This window comes from Promicromonospora sp. NPDC059942 (assembly GCF_042731755.1).
Classification (GTDB): Bacteria; Actinomycetota; Actinomycetes; order Actinomycetales; family Cellulomonadaceae; genus Promicromonospora.
In genome coordinates this window covers 397,369-416,510 of record NZ_JBHWLR010000005.1, presented here as the reverse complement: position 1 = coordinate 416,510, position 19,142 = coordinate 397,369, and the positions used below count along the sequence as shown (strand labels likewise).

Here is a 19,142-nt window from a genome sequence, read left to right as displayed (position 1 = left end):
CGCCGTCGGCTGCCGCCGCCGCGGCGGGCCACGCTTGAAATAAGTAGAAATAAGAAACTCTAAGAAAGGCCTCGGCCGGCGGCGCCGAGGAGCACGGTGCTGCCTACGGGCGGGGGCCCGACGAGCTCTGACCGGTACCAATATCGCAGCCAGGATTACGGGCAATACGGACACTGTGCTGTGATTGCGGGATGGAGAGAGTGGTCGCTCGAACGCCCCCCGTCGAGCTCACGAGCCTGACCGGGCTCACCCCCCTGTCGGCAACCACCGGGGGCGCGGACTCGCAGGAGATCTACGACGTTCTGCGCGCCAGATGGGGTGTGGTGGCCCCCGTGGACATGGAGCCGGGCGTGCCGGCGTGGCTGGTGATGGGGCACGCGGAGATCTGCGAGATCGCCCGGAACGAGTCGGCGTTCTCCCGGGACCCGCGCAACTGGCGCTGGCACTACGACGGGCTGCTGTCGGAGCGCTCGGCGCTGCTCGGCATCTCGCCCCGGGAGCCGCGCAACTCCTCGTACCACCACGACGGCGAGCTGCGCCGCCGCCTGCGCCAGCCCCTGGACGACGGGCTGGAGGCGCTGCCGGAGAAGCTGGTGGTGGCGCAGGTCGAGGAGGTCAGCATGCGGCTGGTCGAGGAGCTCGGCACCAGCGGCGAGGCCGACCTGGTCCAGGACTGGGCCAAGAAGGTCGGCTTCCTCGCGGTGACGGCGCTGTTCGGCTTCGACCACGACACGGCGAACCAGATGATGGTCGACTCGGCGCACATCATGGACCACACGGGGGAGGCGGCACAGGCGCGCGACCGCATGGGCCGCAACCTCATGGCGCACGTCCAGGACCGGAAGGCGACGGCGGGGTCGGACCTGACGTCGTCGTTCGTGCGGCACCCCAGCTTCCAGAACGACCGCGAGATCGCGGACTCGATGTCGGTGCCGCTCATCGCGGCCAGCGAGTTCCTCACGGCGTGGATCGCGCTCACCCTGCGGCTGCTGCTCACGGACCAGCGGTTCGCGGCGCGCTGGACCGGCGGCCGGATCGCCCTGGACGACGCGCTCGACGAGGTGCTCTGGCGCGAGGCGCCCGCCGCGAACCCGCCGCTGCCCCGGTACTCGATGGGCGACCTGGAGCTCGACGGCAAGCTGATCCGCAAGGGCGACGCCCTGATCATGGCCGTGGCCGCCGCCAACCAGGACCCGCTGGTGCACACCGGCAACATGTGGGACGAGGTGGGCAACCGGGCGCACCTGGCCTGGGGCGTGGGGCCGCACCGGTGCCCGGCGTCGCGGCAGGCGCGGATCATCGCGCGCGTCGCGATCAACCGGCTGCTCACCGAGCTCGACCTGGAGCTCGCGGTCGAGGACCACGACCTCGCCTGGGTCCCGTCGCCCTGGGTGCGGCACCCGCAGGCGCTGCCCGTCCGGTACGAGCGGGCGCGGTCGTCGGGCACCGAGATCTACGTGGTGCGCTGAGGGTGGCGCCCGCGGTGTGACGTAGTCGACGCGCCCTTCCGCGCCGCGCAGACCCGGTAGTACGGTCACGAAACGTACTTACCGGACATCTGTCGTGGAGGAAGAGCATGCTCACCGTTGACCTGGTCCGCCGCGGCGCCGCCCGGTTCGGGCCCCGCACCGCCGTCCGCTTCGGTGCCGAGTCGCTGACGTATGCGCAGGTGGACGCCGCGGCGAACGCCATGGCGCGGGTGCTGCACGCCCACGGCGCCGAGCCGGGCGCGCGCGTGGCGCTGCTGATGGGCAACGGGTTGTGGTCCATCGCCATGGACTTCGCCTGCCTCAAGGCGGGGGTCACGCGGGTGCCGCTCAACGCGCGGCTGTCCGCCACGGAGCAGGGCCGCATGCTCCAGGAGACGGAGGTGCGCCTCCTGGTGCACGACGCCGCCCTGGCCGAGCGGGCGGGCGAGCTCGCCGAGGCGCACGGCCTGACGACGCTGGGCCTCGGCGCGGCCGGCGCCGTCGGCGGACCGGACCTGCTCACGGCGATGCAGGACGTCTCCACCGCCGACCCGAACCTGCCCGCGCACCCGCGGGACCCGATCCTGCTGCTGTACACGTCGGGCACCACGGGCACGCTCAAGGCGGTCGAGCACACCCAGGCCAGCTACGCCGCGATCGTCACGAACATCCTGACCAACCTGGTCAGCCCCGCGCGCGACTCGGTGATGCTGCACGCGGCCAGCCTGATCCACGCCAGCGGCACGTTCGTGCTGCCGTACTGGCTGCGCGGCGGGGAGTCCGTGGTGCTGTCCGGCTTCGAGCCCCAGGGCTACGTCGACGCGATCGCCCGGTACCGCGCCACCGAGATCAACCTGGTGCCCACGATGATCGGGATGCTGCTCTCGTCCGGGGTCGCCCAGCAGGCGGACGTGTCCTCCCTGCGCACCGCCATCTACGGCGCCAGCCCCATGCCGCGGCCCGTGATCGAGCAGGCCATGGACGTGTGGGGCCCCCGGTTCGCGCAGTACTACGGCCAGACCGAGGCGCCGCTGTGCCTCACGGTGCTCGACGCCGCCGACCACGTCGACCCGTCCCTGCTGGGCTCCTGCGGCCAGCCCGCGCTCGACGCCCAGATCCTCGTCACCGACGACGCCGGCACCCCCGTCGCGCCCGGCGAGATCGGCGAGATCCGGGTGCGCGCGCCGTTCACCATGGCCGGCTACCACGCCGCCCCCGAGCTGAACGCCGAGATGTTCGCCGGCGACGGCTGGCTGCGCACCCGCGACATGGCCCGCGTGGACGAGCGCGGCTACCTCTACCTCGTGGACCGCCGCAGCGACATGATCATCACCGGCGGCTACAACGTCTACCCGCGCGAGGTCGAGGACGTGCTGCTCGCCCAGCCGTCGGTGGCCCAGGCCGTCGTCGTCGGCGCCCCCGACGACACCTGGGTCGAGGCCGTCACCGCGTTCGTCGTGCCCGCGCCGGGCGCCGCCGTCGACGAGGCCGCGCTCCAGGCCGCCGTCCGCGACAAGCTCGCCGGCTACAAGGTGCCCAAGTCCGTGCGCGCGGTCGACTCGGTGCCGCTGTCGCCCGTCGGCAAGGTGCTGCGCCGCGCGCTGCGCGAACCCCTGTGGGAGGGCAGCCGATGAGCGTCCTGGTCACCCGCGAGGGCAGCGTCACCCTGATCGGCATCGACCGCCCCGAGCGACGCAACGCCGTCGACGGCCCCACGGCTGCGGCGCTCGCCGCCGCGTTCCGGGCCTTCGACGCCGACGACGCCGCGACCGCCGCCGTGCTGTACGGCACGGGCGGCACGTTCTGCTCCGGTGCCGACCTCAAGGCGCTCGGCACCCAGGACGGCAACCGCGCCGCGCCCGACGGCGACGGGCCCATGGGCCCCACCCGGCTGCGGCTGAGCAAGCCCGTCATCGCTGCCGTGTCCGGCCACGCCGTCGCGGGCGGGCTGGAGCTGGCGGCGTGGGCCGACCTGCGCGTCGCCGACGAGACCGCGGTCTTCGGCGTCTACTGCCGCCGCTGGGGCGTCCCGCTGATCGACGGCGGCACCGTTCGGCTGCCCCGGCTGATCGGGCAGTCGCACGCGATGGACATGATCCTCACCGGCCGGTCCGTCGAGGCCGACGAGGCGCTGCGCATCGGCCTGGCCAACCGGGTGGTGCCGGCGGGGCAGGCGGTGTCGGCGGCCGTGGGGCTGGCGGCGTCGCTCGCGGCGTTCCCGCAGGTCTGCCTCCGCGAGGACCGCGCGTCGGTGCTGGACCAGTGGGGCCTGGGCGAGCCGGAGGCGCTGGCCCAGGAGTGGGCGCACGGCGAACGCTCCCTGTCGGCGGACGCCTACGCGGGCGCGGCCGACTTCGCCGCGGGCGCCGGCCGCCACGGCACCCCGGCCTGACGCGCGGGCCCGGCCGACTTCGCCGCGGGCGCCGGCCGCCACGGCACCCCGGCCTGACGCGCGGGCCAGGCTGACAGTGGCCGGCCCGTGGCCGGCCCGTGGCCGCCAGCAGCCGGGCGGCCGCCGCCAGCGGTCGCGTCGCCCGTGGCCGGGCCGCGGCCGCCCTGCTTCGGCGGGTTCTCTTTGAGGCCCTGGTTTCTCCTCTTTCAGGCGGCTGAAAGAGGAGAAAACAGGGCCTCAAAGGTGATCGGGCGGACGCCGTGGATGGGCGACTCGGGCGGACGCCGGGGGTCGGGTGACGGGGTCACGCCGGGAGGCGGTCGACCGGGGCGTCCCAGTCGATGCGGTAGTCCGTGACCCAGTCGTTCGTGGTGCGGGCCGCGGCGCGGCTCACCAGCGGCAGGATCACGCGGTCGCGCAGCACCCGGGTCAGCGGGTTGGGGATCTTCTGGTTCGAGGTGCGCTTCGCCTGGGCGATCAGCCGCTCGACCCGCGTCCGGCGCGCCGCCTCGAAGGCCGCGAACGCCGAGGCCGGGTCGCGGTGGTCGCGCAGGAACCGGGCGAGCAGCACGCCGTCCTCGATCGCGAGCGAGGCGCCCTGCCCGGAGGTCGGCGAGATGCCGTGCGCCGCGTCGCCCACGAGCCCGATCGGCCCGCGGTGCCAGACGGGCACGCTCGGCAGGTCGAGCGTGTTCCACGGCGCGATGATCTCCGGCGTGGCGGCGAGGATCCGCAGCGCGGGTCCGGCGTCGTCGGCGAAGAGGCGCACCAGCTCCGCGCGCCACCGGTCGGGGGTCCAGGCGGCGAGCTCGGCATCGGTCGCCGCGCGGGCGCGCGGCACGTTCGCGAACCACCAGACGTCGCCCGGGCCGCGGTTCACGTAGGCGAAGAAGGCTCGTCGGCCGAAGATCATGGTGAACACGCCCACGGGGCCGTCCACCGAGACGCCCGAGGCGTAGCCGCCCGTGTTGAGCAGCCCGGTGTAGCGGGGCGGCGGGCAGGCCGGGTCGAGGATCGCCCGGGTGCGCGAGTGCAGGCCGTCGGCCCCGATCAGCAGGTCGCCCTCGACGGTGGTGCCGTCGGCGAAGGAGGCGACGACGCCGCCCGCGCCCGCCGCCGCGGCGTCGGCGCCCCCGACCGTCGCGGCGTCGACGAGCCGCCTGCCGTAGTGGATCGGGATGCCCCGGCGCACGGCCTCGTCGCGCAGCCGGACGTAGAGGTCGGACCGCCGGACGGTCTGGCTGACCGTGCCCGCGTCGCCGTCCCGGCCCATCCCGAGGTGGGCCAGGAGCCGCCCGTTCGACCCGCGCAGCTCCAGCGCGGGCGTGTCGAAACCACCGAGGTCACGGTGGTCGATGTCGAGCACCCGCAGGGCGGCCAGCCCGTTGGGTGCCAGGGTGAGGTAGGCGCCGACGCCGTCCGCGGTGCGGCCGTAGGCCTCGTGGATCTCGGCGTCGACGCCCGCCTTCTGCAGGGCCATGGCGGTCACGGGTCCGGTGATGCCCGCTCCGATGATGATCGCTCTCATGCACTCACCATAAAATGGCTAACCATAAGATGGCAAGGTGTCTCGTCGACAAGCAGCCGCCACCCCGCCGCCTAGGCTGGGCGCCGTGACCCAGGACTCCCGGCCGCGCTCCCCGCTCGCCATGGTGCTGCTCGCGCTGCTCGCCGAGGAGCCGATGCACGCCTACCGCATGCAGCGGCTGATCAAGACGCGGCGCAAGGACGACGTCGTCAACGTGGCCCGCAGCAACAGCGTCTACCAGTCGATCGAGCGCCTGCTGCGCGACGGCCTCATCGAGGTGCACGAGAAGCTCGCGGCCGACGCCGGCCCGGCCCGGATCGTCTACGCCCTGACGCCCGACGGCTCCGCGGCCCTGCGCCGCTGGATGGACGCGGCGCTCGCGACGCCCGCGCGCGAGTTCCCCGAGTTCCGGGCGGTGCTGGCCGTGGTGGCCATCACCGGGCCGGACCTGGTCCGGGACCGGCTCGCGGAGCGCGTCACGGCGCTGGAGGCCGCACTGGCCGCGGCCGAGCGCGAGGCCGCCGACGCGCAGGAGTGGGGCCTGCCCCGCGTGCTCCTGCTGGAGCACGAGCACCTCCTGGTCACCACGCGCGCGGAGCTGGACTGGGTGCGCGGCGTGGTCGCCGACCTGCGGTCGGGGGAGCTGACGTGGGACACGCAGGAGATGCTGGACTCGCGCCCGCCGGTGTGAGGTCGCGTCCGGGTGATCAGCCTGCTCGGGGCGCGTTCCGGATCGAGGGAACGGGGCGCCGGGCGTAGCATCCGAAGGTGTTCTTTCGGACCGTCGCCACCTCCGCCGCGATCCTGGTCGCGCTGGCCGTCACGGGCGCCGTCGCGGGCCCCGCCTGGGAGCCGGAACCGGTGACCGAGCACCTGCACATGGCCACCTCCTCGACGGCGATCGGGGGTGCCGACCCCGAAGCCGGGGAACCCGGTGACTTCGAGGTCCACGAGACCGCGGTGACCATCCCGCTGGCCGACGGCCGGGAGGTGGGCGGGCTGCTGCGCGAGCCGGTGGAGACGGGCGACCCCGATGCCGGCACTGCCGGCGAGGACGCCGGCCGTCCCGGGATCGTGTTCGTGCACGGCGCGGGCACCGGCAAGGCCACCGACGCGTTCACGCTGGCCGCGACCGCGCTCGCGAGCGCGGGGATCACCACGCTGGTGCCGGACAAGCGGCTCGACAACTACTCGACCCGGCACCGCGACTACGAGCAGATGGCGCGCGACTACTCCTGGTCGGTGCGGTTCCTGCGGGAGGTCCCGGGCGTGGACCCGGACGACGTGGGCCTGTACGCCGAGTCGGAGGGCGCGTGGGTGTCGCCGGTGATGATGGTGGACGACCCGCGGCTCGCGTTCCAGGTCCTGGTCTCGGCGCCCGTGGTGCCGCCGCGGCAGCAGGCCGCCTACGCCGTCGACAACTACCTGCGCAACACCGACGTGCCCGGCGGGGTGTTCCGGGCGATCCCGCGTGCGGTGGGCATGAAGGTGCCGGGCGGCGGGTTCGAGTACGCCGACTTCGACGTCCGCCCCTGGCTCCGGGAGCAGGAGGACCCGATCCTCGCGGTCTTCGGCACCAACGACGCCTCGATGCCGCTGGAGCAGGGCACGCGCGAGCTCCTGGCCCACGCCGACGACGTGACGGTGCGGTTCTACGAGCGCGCCAACCACGGCATCAACGTGGAGACGCCCGGCGGGCTGGTGCTGCACCCCGACTTCGCGCGCGACGTCGCCGACTGGGTGCTGGGGCTGCCGGCCACGGCGTCCGCCCCGCCGCAGGTCGCCGGGGCGCAGCCCGAGCAGCTCTACCTCGCGAACCCGGTGCCGCAGCCGCACTGGTACGGCGACGGCGACTGGCTGGTCGGGGTGGTCGTCACCGCCGGCGGGCTGCTGGTCGTGGGCCCGCTGCTGCTGGGCGGCGTGGCCGTCGCGGGCGGTGTGGCCCGACGGCGGTCCGGCCGCCCGGGTGTCCGTCTCGCCCGGGGGCTGCGCGCACCCCTGACCGGGCTGGGTGTCGGGTCGGTCGCGACGATGCTCGGCCTGGCCGCCTACCTCGGGGCGGTCGCGCGGCTGGCCCTGGACTACGAGAAGAACGCCCTGGTGGTGCAGGGCGGCTGGATCGCGGTGCGGCTGCTGGGTCTCGTCGCCGTCGTCGCCGCCGCGCTGCTGCTGAACCGGGTGCGCGACCTGAGGTTGTCGGTGGCCGACCGGGGTCCGGCGGACGCCGGCCGCGCCGACCCGGTGCCGCCGGACGCCGACCGCGCCGTCCCGGGCCCCGCGGACGCCGTCCGGCCGGAGCCGCACCGTCCCCACCGCGCCGCCGTCGCCGTGGTCTCCACGGGCTTCTGGGCCACGGTGCTGGGCGCGACGGCGCTGCTGGTCACCCTCGCCTACTGGGGTGCGTACCAGCTGGGAATCTGACTTCGGTTCAACAGGCCGGAAACGACCGCACCGGCTCTGCTCGTGGTCGCCGAACGCCTGGTGAACCGGCGTCAGCAGCCGACCTGGACCGCCGCTCCCGCCAGCCGGCGGGCCGGGGCGGCGTCGGGGATCTCGTCCGGGAGCCGCAGGTGCCGCACCTGGTCCACGTGGGTGGTCGTCGCCAGCGCCGCGCTGTACCCAGCCGGTGCGGGCACGTGCGTCAGGTACGGCCGGGGGTGGGGGAGCCGGACCGACGGGTCGGCCGTGACCAGGCTCGGGCGGGGCCCGGTCACGTCGAGGTCCCGCAGGGGGATCGCCAGGCCGTGCCCCGTGAGCTTCGTCGTCGCCTCCTTGCGCGTCCACGACGCGAGCAGCGCGTCCGCGCGGTCGCGGGCCGGGAGACGGCGCCAGGCGTGGTGCTCGGCGCGCGAGAGCGCGGCCGCCGCGAGGTCGTCCAGGTCCCGGTCCGCGGGCCGGGCGTCGAGGTTCGCGCCCACCCGGCCGTCGCCGACCACGGCGACCAGCACCCAGGCGCGCGTGTGCGACACCGAGTAGTCGAGCGCCGCGCCCGCGACGTGCGGCCGGCCGTGCTGCGGGTCGCCGCACCGGTCGCACCCGCGCTCCACCACGACCTCCTCCGGGGCGACGCCGAGATACCGGGACAGGATGAGCCGCTGCGCCGCGCGGGACGTCAGGTGGACGTCGCCGGCCAGTGCGTCCAGACCCACGAGCTGCTCCCGATCCGGTACGGTCAGCAGGCGCGTCCAGGCTTCGCGGCGTCGGACCGGAACGAGCCAGACCTCGCAGGTGCGGGGTGCCGGTGCGGCTGCTGGGTCCATGCGTTCTCCTGTGACCTCGGTGTGCTGCCGGCTGTCGCCGACGGCGGATGTCGCACGCACACCAGATGTGATGGACGTGCGCAGAAATACAGGTGTGACCGGACTCGCCGTGCCACGGCCTGACAGAGCCGGTACCCAACGGGTAGAAACGTGGTGGGCCCCAGCGCCGCCAGCCACACTTCCCCAGTCTCGACCAGCGGCGTTATCGAGGAGTGAACGGATGATGGACCAGCACGCTTCGGAGCGTGACGAGAGAACTTCGGCAGCCGGTGCGGACGACGCCAACGGCGCGCCGACGGAGAGCCTCGGCCACGAGCACGTCGCCACGCTCGCCCCGGAGACCGGGCCCGGCACCGCCGCCGAGGACTCCGGCGAGGTCCGGCCGTTCGCGAACATCGCGGCCGCCGACTACGTGCGGGACGCCATCGCCGCGCTCGCCCTGCTCGTGTCGCTCGCCCTCCCGTGGAACCTCGCCGACCGCTCGGCGGACCGGGTCGAGGTCGTGCTGGCGGTCGCGCTGTCGCTCGCCTCGCTGACCCTGCCCTACCTCGCGCGCTTCGGCGTGCTGCCCGTCACGTGGACCGTGCACTCGACGCGCCGCGCCCGCCTGATCGCCGGGCTCCCGCTCGCTGTGATCGGCCTGGTCCACCTCGTGCTCGACCTGCGCGGCGGCGCGGGCGTCGGCACCGGCCTGGGCCTCGCGCTCGCCGGCGCGGCACTCGCCGCGACCCCGCGCGACAGCGAGCTCGGGCCCGTCGACCAGGACGGCGCCGTGGTGCGCGCCTGGCGCTTCGGCCTCGCCGGCGTGGGGGCGCTCATCGCCCTGGGCGCCGTCATCTCCACGCTGCTCGCCGAGTTCGCCGACGGCGCGACCCTGGGCGACCGGCTCCTGGCGCCCGTGTGGCTCGCGCTCTCGCTCGGCCTGGTATGGCTGCTGGTGGGCGGCACCGTGCGGCACGACCGGCCGTCCCGGCTGGTGCTCGTCGCCGTCGGCATCGTGCTCGCGCTCCTGTTCGTCTTCACGTCCGGCGGCGGGCTGACCGGCATGGAGTCCATGCAGCCCGGCGTCACCGACCCGAGCAGGTTCGGCCTGGTGCTGCTCCCGCTCGCCGCCGCGCTGGCGGGCTCGCCCGCCGTGCGCCGCGACCCCGCGGCGGCCGACGCAGAGGAGAGCACCGAGCACGCCGCCGGCGTCTGGGTGCGGGTGGCGATCCGCGCGTTCGACGTCATCGTCCTGCTCGCCGTGTGCAGCGCGCTGGCCGCGCTCGTGCAGCTCATCGACCCCGGCTTCATCGGGTCCGGCGCCGGCGTCACGCTGGTGCTGCGCCTCGTGCTCGGCGTCGTCGTGGCCGGCATCGCCTGGTTCGCGCGCCGTTCCCTCAAGCGCGACCCCAACACGGGCCACGTGCCCGCCGTCGGCGCCGCGTGCGTCGCGGGCGTGCTGGGCCTCGTCGTCGTCATCGCGACGTCGGGCGCGAGCCTGGGCGTGAACCTCGGCGACCTGCTCATGGCGCTCGCCCTGCCCATCGTCGCGGCGAGCGCGCTGATGGTGCCCAAGGCGGTGCGCGAGCACTTCCAGACCGCCGGCATCGGCGGCGAGGCCGACGTCGACCGCAGCCAGGCCTACGTGTGGGCCCCGGCGCGCCCCAAGGGCGACAAGGCCCCGCCGGTCACCCTGCCGGAGGAGCCCGTGCGCAGCGCGCCGGAGCTCCGGCGTCCCGCCGAGCCGCGCCGGGTCACCTCCACTGGTGCCGTGCGGACCGTCGCGGGTGCCAGCGCCGCGCAGCGCGGCGTGGCCCCCGTGCAGGCGTCGCAGCCCGCGCAGCCGGTCTCGGGCGAGGTCTCGCTCGGCTCGATGCGCACGGTCGAGGACCTGCCGGCGGCGGCCGCGCCGGTCGACGCGACCGCGACGATGCCCCCGGTCCGCTCGGGCGCGACGCCGGTGGCCGCGCAGCCGGCGTCGGACACCCAGCGGACGGCGCACCCCACCGCGCACCCGACCGCGCGCATCCGGCCCGTCGGGAACGGCCAGCAGGCCGCCGCGGAGGGCTCGACCGGGCCCGACGAGGGCCAGGAGCACCCGACACGCCGGGTCGTGACCGGGCAGGGCACGCAGAGTGCGCAGGGCGCCGCGGCGTCGGACTACGGCTCAGAGTCGGGCCACACCGCGGTGCTGCCGCCCGTCGGCGGCCGGTGGACCCCCACCGTCGCGCTCGACCCGGCCACGCCGCTCGCGGACCTGGCGAAGATCGTCCAGGAGGCCCCGCACCTGCGCCCGCAGGTCGCGGCGAACCCGTCGACGTACCCGGCACTGCTGGACTGGCTGGGCGCCCTGGGCGACCCCCAGGTCGACGCGGCCCTCCGCAGCCGCCGCTGACCCCCGACATGTGAGACGTACAGGTCACTCCGGTGACCTGTACGTCTGACATGTGTGCGCTGGGCGTCGCTCCTGCACGTGGGGTCAGGTCCGGATCGTGGGCGTGACTGGCGCCCGCGGTCCGGACGAGGGGTACAGTGACGGCGTGCGCCTGACGGTGATCCTTCTCCTTCGCTGCCGCGACGAGGCCTAGACAGGCCGGTCCCTCGTCGCGGAGGCTTGGTGTGCCGGCCAACCTCACCGAGCGAAGGACACATGATGGAGAACAGCATCACCGCCACCACCCCCGGCGGAGTTCACGAGACGACCGTGCACGGCGCAGCAGGCGGGATCATCGAGGACAACCCGCAGCAGACGTCGGGCATGCCAACGCAGAAGTACCGGCCCTTCCACGAGCAGATCAGCCTCGAGCTGCCTGACCGCACCTGGCCGGGCAAGCGCATCGAGAAGGCCCCGCGCTGGTGCGCGGTGGACCTGCGGGACGGCAACCAGGCCCTGATCGAGCCGATGGACGTGGAGCGCAAGCTGCGCATGTTCGAGCTGCTGGTCCAGATGGGCTACAAGGAGATCGAGGTCGGTTTCCCGTCGGCGAGCCAGACCGACTACGACTTCGTCCGCAAGCTGATCGACGAGAACCGGATCCCCGACGACGTGGTGATCCAGGTGCTGACCCAGGCCCGGGCCCACCTCATCGAGCGCACCTACGAGTCGATCACGGGCGCCAAGCAGGCGATCGTGCACCTGTACAACTCGACGTCCGTGCTGCAGCGGGAGGTCGTGTTCCGCTCCGACCAGGACGGCATCGTGGACATCGCGCTCGACGGCGCGAAGCTGTGCCGCAAGCTGGAGGAGACGGTCCCCGGCACGCGGATCTACTACGAGTACTCCCCGGAGTCGTACACCGGCACGGAGCTGGAGTTCGCGGTCCGCATCTGCAACGAGGTCATCGAGGTCTTCGAGCCGACGCCGGAGCGCAAGGTCATCATCAACCTGCCCGCGACCGTCGAGATGGCCACGCCCAACGTGTACGCGGACTCCATCGAGTGGATGAGCCGGCACCTCGCCCACCGCGAGAACGTCATCCTGTCGCTGCACCCGCACAACGACCGCGGCACGGCCGTCGCGGCCGCCGAGCTGGGCTACCTGGCCGGTGCCGACCGCATCGAGGGCTGTCTGTTCGGCAACGGCGAGCGCACGGGCAACGTCGACCTGGTGACCCTGGGCATGAACCTGTTCTCGCAGGGGATCGACCCGCAGATCGACTTCAGCGACATCGACGGCATCCGCCGCACGGTCGAGCACTGCAACCAGATGCCGGTGCACGAGCGGCACCCCTACGTGGGCGACCTGGTGTTCACGGCGTTCTCGGGCTCGCACCAGGACGCCATCAAGAAGGGCTTCGAGCACATGGCCGGGCGGGCCGAGGCTGCCGGTGTGGGCGTCGACGACCTGGACTGGGGCGTGCCGTACCTGCCGATCGACCCGCGCGACGTCGGGCGGTCGTACGAGGCCGTGATCCGCGTGAACTCGCAGTCGGGCAAGGGCGGTGTGTCCTACCTGCTCAAGAGCGAGCACAACCTGGACCTGCCGCGCCGGCTGCAGATCGAGTTCTCGCACGCCGTGCAGAAGGTGACCGACGAGCAGGGCACCGAGGTGACCGGCGCGGACATCTGGCGCATCTTTACCGACGAGTACCTGCCCGTCGAGGAGAACGCATCGTCCGGCCTGGAGCACTGGGGCCGGCTCACGCTGCGCGGCACCCGCGCCGTCTCGGCCGAGGGCGCGCAGGACACGCTCGAGGTGGACGTGACCGACCGCGGCAAGGAGCTGACCCTGACCGGCACGGGCAACGGCCCGATCGACGCGTTCGTGAACGCGATCGCGCAGGTGGGCGTGGACGTACGGGTGCTCGACTACACCGAGCACGCCCTGTCCGAGGGCGGCGACGCGAGCGCTGCGGCGTACGTCGAGTGCGCGGTGGGCGACGACGTCCTGTGGGGCGTCGGTATCGACCCGTCGATCACGCTGTCGTCCCTGAAGGCGATCGTCTCGGCCGTCAACCGCGCGGAGCGCGCGGCGTCCTGACCTACCCACCCACCCCGTCGTTGAGTGCTGGGTGTTTGCGGGTTTTCCGGCCGGAAACCCGCAGATACCCAGCACTCAACTAGTTCGGGGGTTGGTCGAGGCGGCGGAACGTTGCCTCGAAGCCGTTCGTCCATTGGGTGTGGGTCGTCTTGTCGCAGGTGTACTCCAGCGGTTGGGACAGGCCCTCGGGCTCGTAGCTGTCGCCGTTGTCGCCGAGCTTCCGTGTGACCTCGGTGTCGCCGAAGTCGACCGTCTCGAAGGTGAGCGTGCCGCCCTTCGTCGAGACCGTGTACGTGGCCGTGCCGCTCCAGGTCTCGACGTACTCCCCGGCGGGCAGGTCGGCGCGGAGCGGCTCCGCGTCGTCGAACTCCACGACCTGGGTCCCGTCGGGGCGGAACTCCACCACCCGCCCGGTCCAGCCCGTGGTCGGGTACGTCTCACCCTGGGCCGAGATCTCCGTCGCCAGGTCCGTCTGCTCCCAGCGCCCCACGAGGCACTCGTCGATGACCGACGGCGGCGCGGTGGAGGCCGAGGCGGACGGCTCACCGGAGGCCGGGGCCGGGTCCGAGGTCTGTCCGGACGGCGCCGCCGACGGCGTTCCCGTCGTGCCGGCCTCCGCCTCCCCGGACCGCAGGCCGAGCACGGCCGCCGTCGTGCCGCCCCCGACGATCACCACGACGGCCGCCGCGACGATCCAGGTGATCGGCCGGGTCAGCAGGCCGCGGCGGGGCGCCTGGGGCTCGGGTTCCGCCCCGGACGCCGGCCCGGGTGCAGGTTCGGACGCCGGCTGGGACGCCGGGCCGGACGCCGGTTCCGACGCCGCGGCAGCCAGCGCGGCCGACGCCGGGCCGTCCGCCCGCACGACCGTCCCGTCGTCGCGCAGCGCGGTCGCGTCGTCGTCCTCCGTGCCGGCGGCCGTGCCGGCGCCCGCCCCGGCCGTACCGGTGCCCGCCCCGGCCGGGAGGATCTTCGCGGCGCCCGTCCGCCCGTCCGCGGGCACGTCGTCGAGGAAGTCGAGCACCTCCGGCAACCCGGGCCGGGCCTCGGGGTCCTTGGCCAGGCACGCCTGGACGAGCGGGAGCAGCCACTCCGGGCACCCGCTCAGGTCCGGTTCCTCGTGGACCACGCGGTAGTAGACGACGGTGGTGTCGCCCTCACCGAAGGCGCGCTGCCCGGTCGCGGCGTAGAGCGCGACGGCGCCCAGGGCCCAGACGTCGGCGGCGGGTGTCGCGAGGCTGCCGCGCACCTGCTCGGGCGCCATGAAGGCGGGCGTGCCGACCTTGAGGCCGGTGCGGGTCAGCGACGTCGAGTCGGACCCCTGGGCGATGCCGAAGTCGATGACGTACGGGCCGTCCTGGGCGAGCAGGATGTTGGACGGCTTGAGGTCGCGGTGCACGATGCCGACCTGGTGCACCGACCGCAGCGCCTCGGCCACGCCGGCCAGCATGCGGCGCACGTCGGGCTCGGGCAGGGGACCCTGGGTGCGGACGACGGCGGAGAGCGCGGGGCCGGCCACGTACTCGACCGCCAGCCACGGCTGGTCGCCGTCCGGGTCGGCGTCGATCAGGGTGGCCAGGAACCGGCCGCGCACCTTCATCGCGGCCGCCGCCTCCCGCCGGAACCGCGTGCGGAACTCTGGGTCCTGGACGTGTTCCCGCAGGATCGCCTTGAGGGCGAGCTTGCGGCCGGTGCGGGTCTCCGCGAGATAGACAGCCCCCATGCCGCCGGCTCCGATGCGGCCGAGAAGCTGGTATCCGCCCAGCTCCTGCGGGTCGCCGGGCTCGAGCGGGTGGATCTGCGGGGCTTCCCCTGAGCCTGGCGCGATCATGGTGCGAAACATACCGGATATCCTTGAATTCACCCGATATTTCGGTCATGGTGACTCGCGTTCCCACAACTTCAGATGCAGGGGGAGAACCATGAAGCGAAAGCTGGTGAGCCGCGCGCTGCCGTCCGTGCTCGTCGCGGGTGGTCTGCTGGTAACGGGCGCCGTCTCCGCGACCGCGGCCGACGGGACGACGTCGAGCGTCGAGCAGCAGTCCGCGGGCCTGGGTGACCTGCTGTCGGGCACCGTCGACGCCGTGGTCGGCAAGGGCGGCGCGGTCGACAGCACGCTGACCCAGGTGACGGACACGGTCGAGCAGGTGACGAAGAAGGACGGCGCGGTCGACGACACCGTCAAGGGCGTCACCGGCGCCGTCGACGCGGTGGCCGGCAAGGACGGCGCCGTCGACGACGTGGTGAAGGGCGTGACCAGCGGCGGGACCGAGAAGCCCGCGGCAGGCAGCGGCCCGGTCGAGGACGTCGTGCGCGGCGTGTCCGGCGCGGTGACGTCGGTGGCCGGCGAGGAGGGCGCCGTCGACGACGTCCTCGGCGCGGACAAGCCCCGGCGCGGCGTGCTGGACGACCTGCCCGCCGAGATCATCGGCGACGTCGGCTCCGTGGGCGAGAACCTCGGCCGCGGCGACGTGCCCGGCACGATCGGCGCGGTCACGGGCGAGGACGGCGTCGTGGACGACCTCCTGGAGAGCCCGGAGCGCGGCGGCCCGGGCGGGGGCGACCCCGGCGACGGGGGCGACGGCGACGGCGGCGGCTCGGGCGGCGGGTCCGACGACGGCGGCACGATCCCGGTGTCGAACACGCCCGGGCTCGGCACCGGAGTCGACATCGGCCTGCCGATCCAGGCGATCGGCGAGGCCCAGGCTCCCGGCGCCCTCGCGCAGACCGGCGTACAGGTCGCCGGCGTGGCCGCCGTCGCGCTCGGCCTCACGGCCGCGGGCGCCGCGCTGGTCCGCGCCCGACGCCGGATGCTGGACACGCAGGACTGACGCCCTGACCCGGCGCCGGCCCTGCTCCGGCCCGGCCGGCGCTCGACGTCGGCAGTCTGCATCGAGGTCGGCACAGGCCTGTGCCGACCTCGATGCCAACTGCCGATCTCACGCCTACCAGTGATGCCAGGTAGCCTCCCGGCATGAACTGGCTGGTCACGATCAACTTCCACCCCGACCGGCTCGTCGCCGACGGCAGCGAGACGCTGATCGAGCGCCTCGCCCACGACCGCGTGTGGCGCTCCCAGTTCGAGACGGGCACCAGCAACGGCGGCCTGACCGCGCACCAGGGCGGCGACCGGTGGCGCTGGGAGCAGCGCATGTTCGACGGCCGGTACGACGACGCCGCACCCCACCTGCGGCCGCGCTACGGCGCGCTGAACCACCGCCGCCGCGAAGCGGGCGCCGCCGTCCGCTTCGGCTCCGCCCACCTGCGCCTGCGCCCGCACGTGCTGGAGCGCACCACGTTCTGCTACCCGGACTCCTTCCTGGAGCCGGAGCACTTCGCCGCCGTCGACCCGGCGCCGCTGGTCGCGCTGGCGGACGCCGACACCACGGCCGGCGTCCACGACCTCCTGGACGACTACGTCGAGGCCCAGGTGCACGGCGTCGTCTCACTGCCGGACGACGTCGAGGCGCTGGTGCTGGACCCCTGCTACCGCGGCACGGCCGAGGCGGGGGCTGCCGAGGGGCTCGGCGTCGCCGTCGAGTGGCACCACGGGTTCTCGCTGCACGTGGACGAGGTGGCCGCGCGCCCGGAGTTCCGGGGACCGGAGATCGTGGACGTCGCGCGCGCCGTCGCAGTCGGGCACACCAGGGACGGCCGGCTGGACGCCCGGGCGATCGGCGCGGCCGTGCGGGCGGGTGAGCAGCACCCGCAGGACCTCAAGAAGGTGTGGCACCACGTGGCGCGCTGGGGGCATGCGTGGTGACCTGCGCCGAAGCCGGCCGGCGCAGGTTCCACAGGGGCGGCGACCCCGGGTACAGCTCGGCGAAGGTCCGCGTGACCTCGAAGCCGTACCGCCGGTAGAACTCGACGTTCTGCGTGGTGCTGGTCTGCAGCGAGACCGGCTGGCCCGCGGCGTCGGCCTGGGCGAGGCCGTCGCGCAGGAGCGCGCTGCCGACGCCGGTGCCCTGCCGCTCCGGGAGCACCACGAGCGTGCCCAGGAACCAGCCCGGTTCGTTCGGGTACGACTGGGCGAGCGTGGCGTACAGGGCGGAGAGCCGGGGCCAGTCGGCGCCCGCGCGGCGGACCAGCGACCGCGTGGCGCGGGTCAGCCGGGGGTCGACGCGCTGGGTGGGGGAGAACGGGTCGTAGGGGTCCTCCGTGCCGGCGGTGGTCCAGGTGGCCAGGCCGATGATCCGGCCGTCGTCCAGCGCGACCCGGGCGGCCTGCGGCGGACGCAGGATGCGCAGTCCCGCCCGGAGCATGATCAGGTGCGGCAGGCGACGCCGTCCGGCGTCCGGCACGGTGTGCGTCCACAGCGGGTCGTCGGCGAACGCGTCCGCCGCGACCTCGGCGGCCTCCCTGCTCTGCCGCGGCCGGAAGTCGGTGATCCTCACGGCCCGGAGCGTACCGACGCCACGGGCGCTCCAGGCCGGGTTTCATCCGCGGCCCGTCGGGTGGGTCGGGTCAGGAGCACCCCCGCCAGGCTGACCACGAACCCCGCCACGGTGAGCAGCGGCAGGTCCTGGCCGAACATGGCCCAGGCCCACGCGGCGGAGACCGCCGGGGTGAGGTAGAGCCAGGTGCTCACCGCCACCGGCCCGCGCGTGCGCTGCACGTACAGGTACATGCCGTAGCCGCCGAGGAACGCCAGCCCGACGAGCCAGGCGATCGCCAGCCAGAAGGTCGGGTCGCTGGGCGGCGCGGCCTGGCCGTTCGCGAGGGCGAGCACGGCGAAGATCCCGAGCGCGACGACGCCCTGCACGGCCAGCGAGTCCAGCACGTCGTGCTCGCCCGGCTCGTCGGGCGCCGGCCACAGGTCGCCCAGCACCGTGGCGGCCGAGAGCGACAGCATGCCGAGCACGGCCCAGAGTGCGCCCGCGGCTCCGTTCCCCGCGGCGACGTCCGGCCCGACGGCGAGGGCGACCCCCGCGAACCCGACGGCCATGCCGACGGCCTGGCGCCGTCCGCCGCTGCTCGTGGACTCGCGCCCGCCGCCGCGCCCGCCTCCGGCCCCGGTCCCGCGCCCCCGCCCGAACCCGGACATGACGACGGCGACCAGGGCCGGCTGCAGCGAGGCGAGCAGGGCAGCGGTCCCGGCCGGCAGGCCCTCCTCGACCGCGCGGAACACGCCGTAGAGGTAGCCGGCCTGGCCGAGGGCGCCCAGCACCGCCTCGCGCCGCAGGTAGCGCGCGCCGTACCGGCGGCCCAGTGCCAGCACCACCACGACCATCAGGGTCCCGGCGACGACGTACCGCCACAGGAGCGTGGTCGCGGCGGGCGCGACCGGCGCCGCGAAGGTCGCGCCCACGAAGCCGGAGCTCCACATCACCACGAGCAGGGCGGGGGCGAGGTGCCCCAGGAGGCTTCTTCTCGTCCGATCAGTCATGCCAACCAGGTAACCATACAGGTCGGTATACTCGCAGTGGACCTGCACCCAGAACCCATGGAGGCACCGTGCCCCGCCGCACCCCCAACCCCGACACCCCCGCCGGCGAGCGGATCCTCGTCGCGGCCAGCGCCCTGTTCTACGAGCGCGGCATCCGCGGCGTCGGCGTCGACCTGATCGCCGACCAGGCCGGGGTCACCAAGAAGACGCTCTACGACCGGTTCGGGTCCAAGGACGCCCTGGTGGCCGCCTACCTGACCCGCCGGCACGAGCGGTGGGCCACGTGGTTCGGGCGGCGGCTCGCGGAGCGCGGGGCGACGGGCCTCGAACAGGTCCTGGTCGCGCTTGAGGTCGCCGAGGAGTGGGCCGACGACAACGTGCGCGGGTGCGCGTTCGTCAACGCCCACGGCGAGATCGGTGCCACCGAGCACCCGGGCAACGCCGTGATCCTGGCCGACAAGCAGTACATGCTCGCCGAGTTCCAGCGCCTGCTGCGCGACGCCGGCCACCCGGAAGCGGAGCGCCTCGGCGAGCAGGTCCACCTGCTCTACGAGGGCGCGATGGTGGCGCACACGACGCGCGCTCAGCCGGACGCGTTCGGCGCCGCGCGTGCCGCGGCGCGGGCGCTGCTCCAGGTCTGACGGCGCC

At 74.1% G+C, this 19,142-nt stretch carries 15 protein-coding genes; 10 read left to right on the top strand and 5 right to left on the bottom strand.

The features are described 5' to 3' along the window. Positions 1 to 191 precede the first annotated feature (191 nt). The 3 genes from ACFV9Q_RS11250 to ACFV9Q_RS11240 all read left to right on the top strand — a co-directional run bounded on the left by ACFV9Q_RS11250 (position 192) and on the right by ACFV9Q_RS11240 (position 3,861). Entirely contained in the window at positions 192 to 1,469 is a 1,278-nt protein-coding gene (locus ACFV9Q_RS11250) for a cytochrome P450 (protein WP_377234489.1), read from the top strand. Between the two features lie 107 nt (positions 1,470 to 1,576). Beyond that, positions 1,577 to 3,103: a class I adenylate-forming enzyme family protein gene (locus ACFV9Q_RS11245; protein ID WP_377234488.1), complete on the top strand. Its 1,527-nt coding sequence runs from the start codon at positions 1,577 to 1,579 to the stop codon at positions 3,101 to 3,103. Next, positions 3,100 to 3,861, top strand: coding sequence for a crotonase/enoyl-CoA hydratase family protein (locus tag ACFV9Q_RS11240; RefSeq protein ID WP_377234487.1), 762 nt, complete (start codon positions 3,100 to 3,102; stop codon positions 3,859 to 3,861). The genes ACFV9Q_RS11245 and ACFV9Q_RS11240 overlap by 4 nt, the downstream gene beginning before the upstream one ends. A gap of 304 nt (positions 3,862 to 4,165) precedes the next feature. On the opposite strand, the gene ACFV9Q_RS11235 is transcribed toward ACFV9Q_RS11240, so the two are convergent. After that, complete coding sequence (locus tag ACFV9Q_RS11235; RefSeq protein WP_377234486.1) at positions 4,166 to 5,389, bottom strand: FAD-dependent oxidoreductase; 1,224 nt, start codon at positions 5,387 to 5,389, stop codon at positions 4,166 to 4,168. Positions 5,390 to 5,474: 85 nt separating this feature from the next. On the opposite strand from ACFV9Q_RS11235, the gene ACFV9Q_RS11230 reads away from it, so the two are divergent. Together ACFV9Q_RS11230 and ACFV9Q_RS11225 are read left to right on the top strand one after the other, a co-directional pair. Then, the gene (locus ACFV9Q_RS11230; protein WP_377234485.1) at positions 5,475 to 6,080 is read left to right on the top strand and encodes a PadR family transcriptional regulator; all 606 of its coding nucleotides are present in this window, start codon (positions 5,475 to 5,477) and stop codon (positions 6,078 to 6,080) included. Positions 6,081 to 6,157: 77 nt separating this feature from the next. Then, positions 6,158 to 7,810, top strand: a complete 1,653-nt coding sequence (locus ACFV9Q_RS11225) for an alpha/beta hydrolase family protein (protein ID WP_377234484.1) — start codon at positions 6,158 to 6,160, stop codon at positions 7,808 to 7,810. A gap of 71 nt (positions 7,811 to 7,881) precedes the next feature. Here ACFV9Q_RS11225 and ACFV9Q_RS11220 read toward each other — a convergent pair whose 3' ends face one another. Next, on the bottom strand, positions 7,882 to 8,649 hold the full coding sequence (locus ACFV9Q_RS11220; RefSeq protein ID WP_377234483.1) for a 4'-phosphopantetheinyl transferase family protein: 768 nt from the start codon (positions 8,647 to 8,649) through the stop codon (positions 7,882 to 7,884). A gap of 220 nt (positions 8,650 to 8,869) precedes the next feature. Between ACFV9Q_RS11220 and ACFV9Q_RS11215 the strand changes: the two genes are divergently transcribed. Together ACFV9Q_RS11215 and leuA are read left to right on the top strand one after the other, a co-directional pair. Beyond that, a complete protein-coding gene (locus ACFV9Q_RS11215; protein WP_377234482.1) occupies positions 8,870 to 11,026 on the top strand; it encodes a hypothetical protein in 2,157 nt (718 codons plus the stop codon). A 255-nt stretch (positions 11,027 to 11,281) separates the two neighbouring features. Next, positions 11,282 to 13,111: a 2-isopropylmalate synthase gene (leuA, locus tag ACFV9Q_RS11210; RefSeq protein ID WP_377234481.1), complete on the top strand. Its 1,830-nt coding sequence runs from the start codon at positions 11,282 to 11,284 to the stop codon at positions 13,109 to 13,111. 79 nt (positions 13,112 to 13,190) lie between these two features. Here the strand turns inward: leuA and ACFV9Q_RS11205 are convergent, their stop codons facing one another. Then, complete coding sequence (locus ACFV9Q_RS11205) at positions 13,191 to 14,951, bottom strand: protein kinase (protein WP_377234480.1); 1,761 nt, start codon at positions 14,949 to 14,951, stop codon at positions 13,191 to 13,193. A 79-nt stretch (positions 14,952 to 15,030) separates the two neighbouring features. Between ACFV9Q_RS11205 and ACFV9Q_RS11200 the strand changes: the two genes are divergently transcribed. Both ACFV9Q_RS11200 and ACFV9Q_RS11195 read left to right on the top strand, forming a co-directional pair. Continuing rightward, positions 15,031 to 15,939 (top strand): hypothetical protein, encoded by a 909-nt coding sequence (locus ACFV9Q_RS11200; RefSeq protein WP_377234479.1) that lies wholly within the window; start codon positions 15,031 to 15,033, stop codon positions 15,937 to 15,939. 143 nt (positions 15,940 to 16,082) lie between these two features. Further along, positions 16,083 to 16,871 carry a DUF3626 domain-containing protein gene (locus ACFV9Q_RS11195; protein WP_377234478.1) on the top strand — a complete coding sequence of 263 codons (789 nt, stop codon included), beginning with the start codon at positions 16,083 to 16,085 and terminating at the stop codon, positions 16,869 to 16,871. On the opposite strand, the gene ACFV9Q_RS11190 is transcribed toward ACFV9Q_RS11195, so the two are convergent. Together ACFV9Q_RS11190 and ACFV9Q_RS11185 are read right to left on the bottom strand one after the other, a co-directional pair. Beyond that, a complete protein-coding gene (locus tag ACFV9Q_RS11190) occupies positions 16,825 to 17,502 on the bottom strand; it encodes a GNAT family N-acetyltransferase (RefSeq protein WP_377234477.1) in 678 nt (225 codons plus the stop codon). The two genes, ACFV9Q_RS11195 and ACFV9Q_RS11190, sit on opposite strands and share 47 nt — an antisense overlap. After that, a complete protein-coding gene (locus ACFV9Q_RS11185; RefSeq protein ID WP_377234476.1) occupies positions 17,499 to 18,494 on the bottom strand; it encodes a DMT family transporter in 996 nt (331 codons plus the stop codon). The genes ACFV9Q_RS11190 and ACFV9Q_RS11185 overlap by 4 nt, the downstream gene beginning before the upstream one ends. Positions 18,495 to 18,562: 68 nt before the next feature. Between ACFV9Q_RS11185 and ACFV9Q_RS11180 the strand changes: the two genes are divergently transcribed. Further along, positions 18,563 to 19,135: a TetR/AcrR family transcriptional regulator gene (locus tag ACFV9Q_RS11180; protein WP_377234475.1), complete on the top strand. Its 573-nt coding sequence runs from the start codon at positions 18,563 to 18,565 to the stop codon at positions 19,133 to 19,135. Positions 19,136 to 19,142 lie beyond the last annotated feature (7 nt).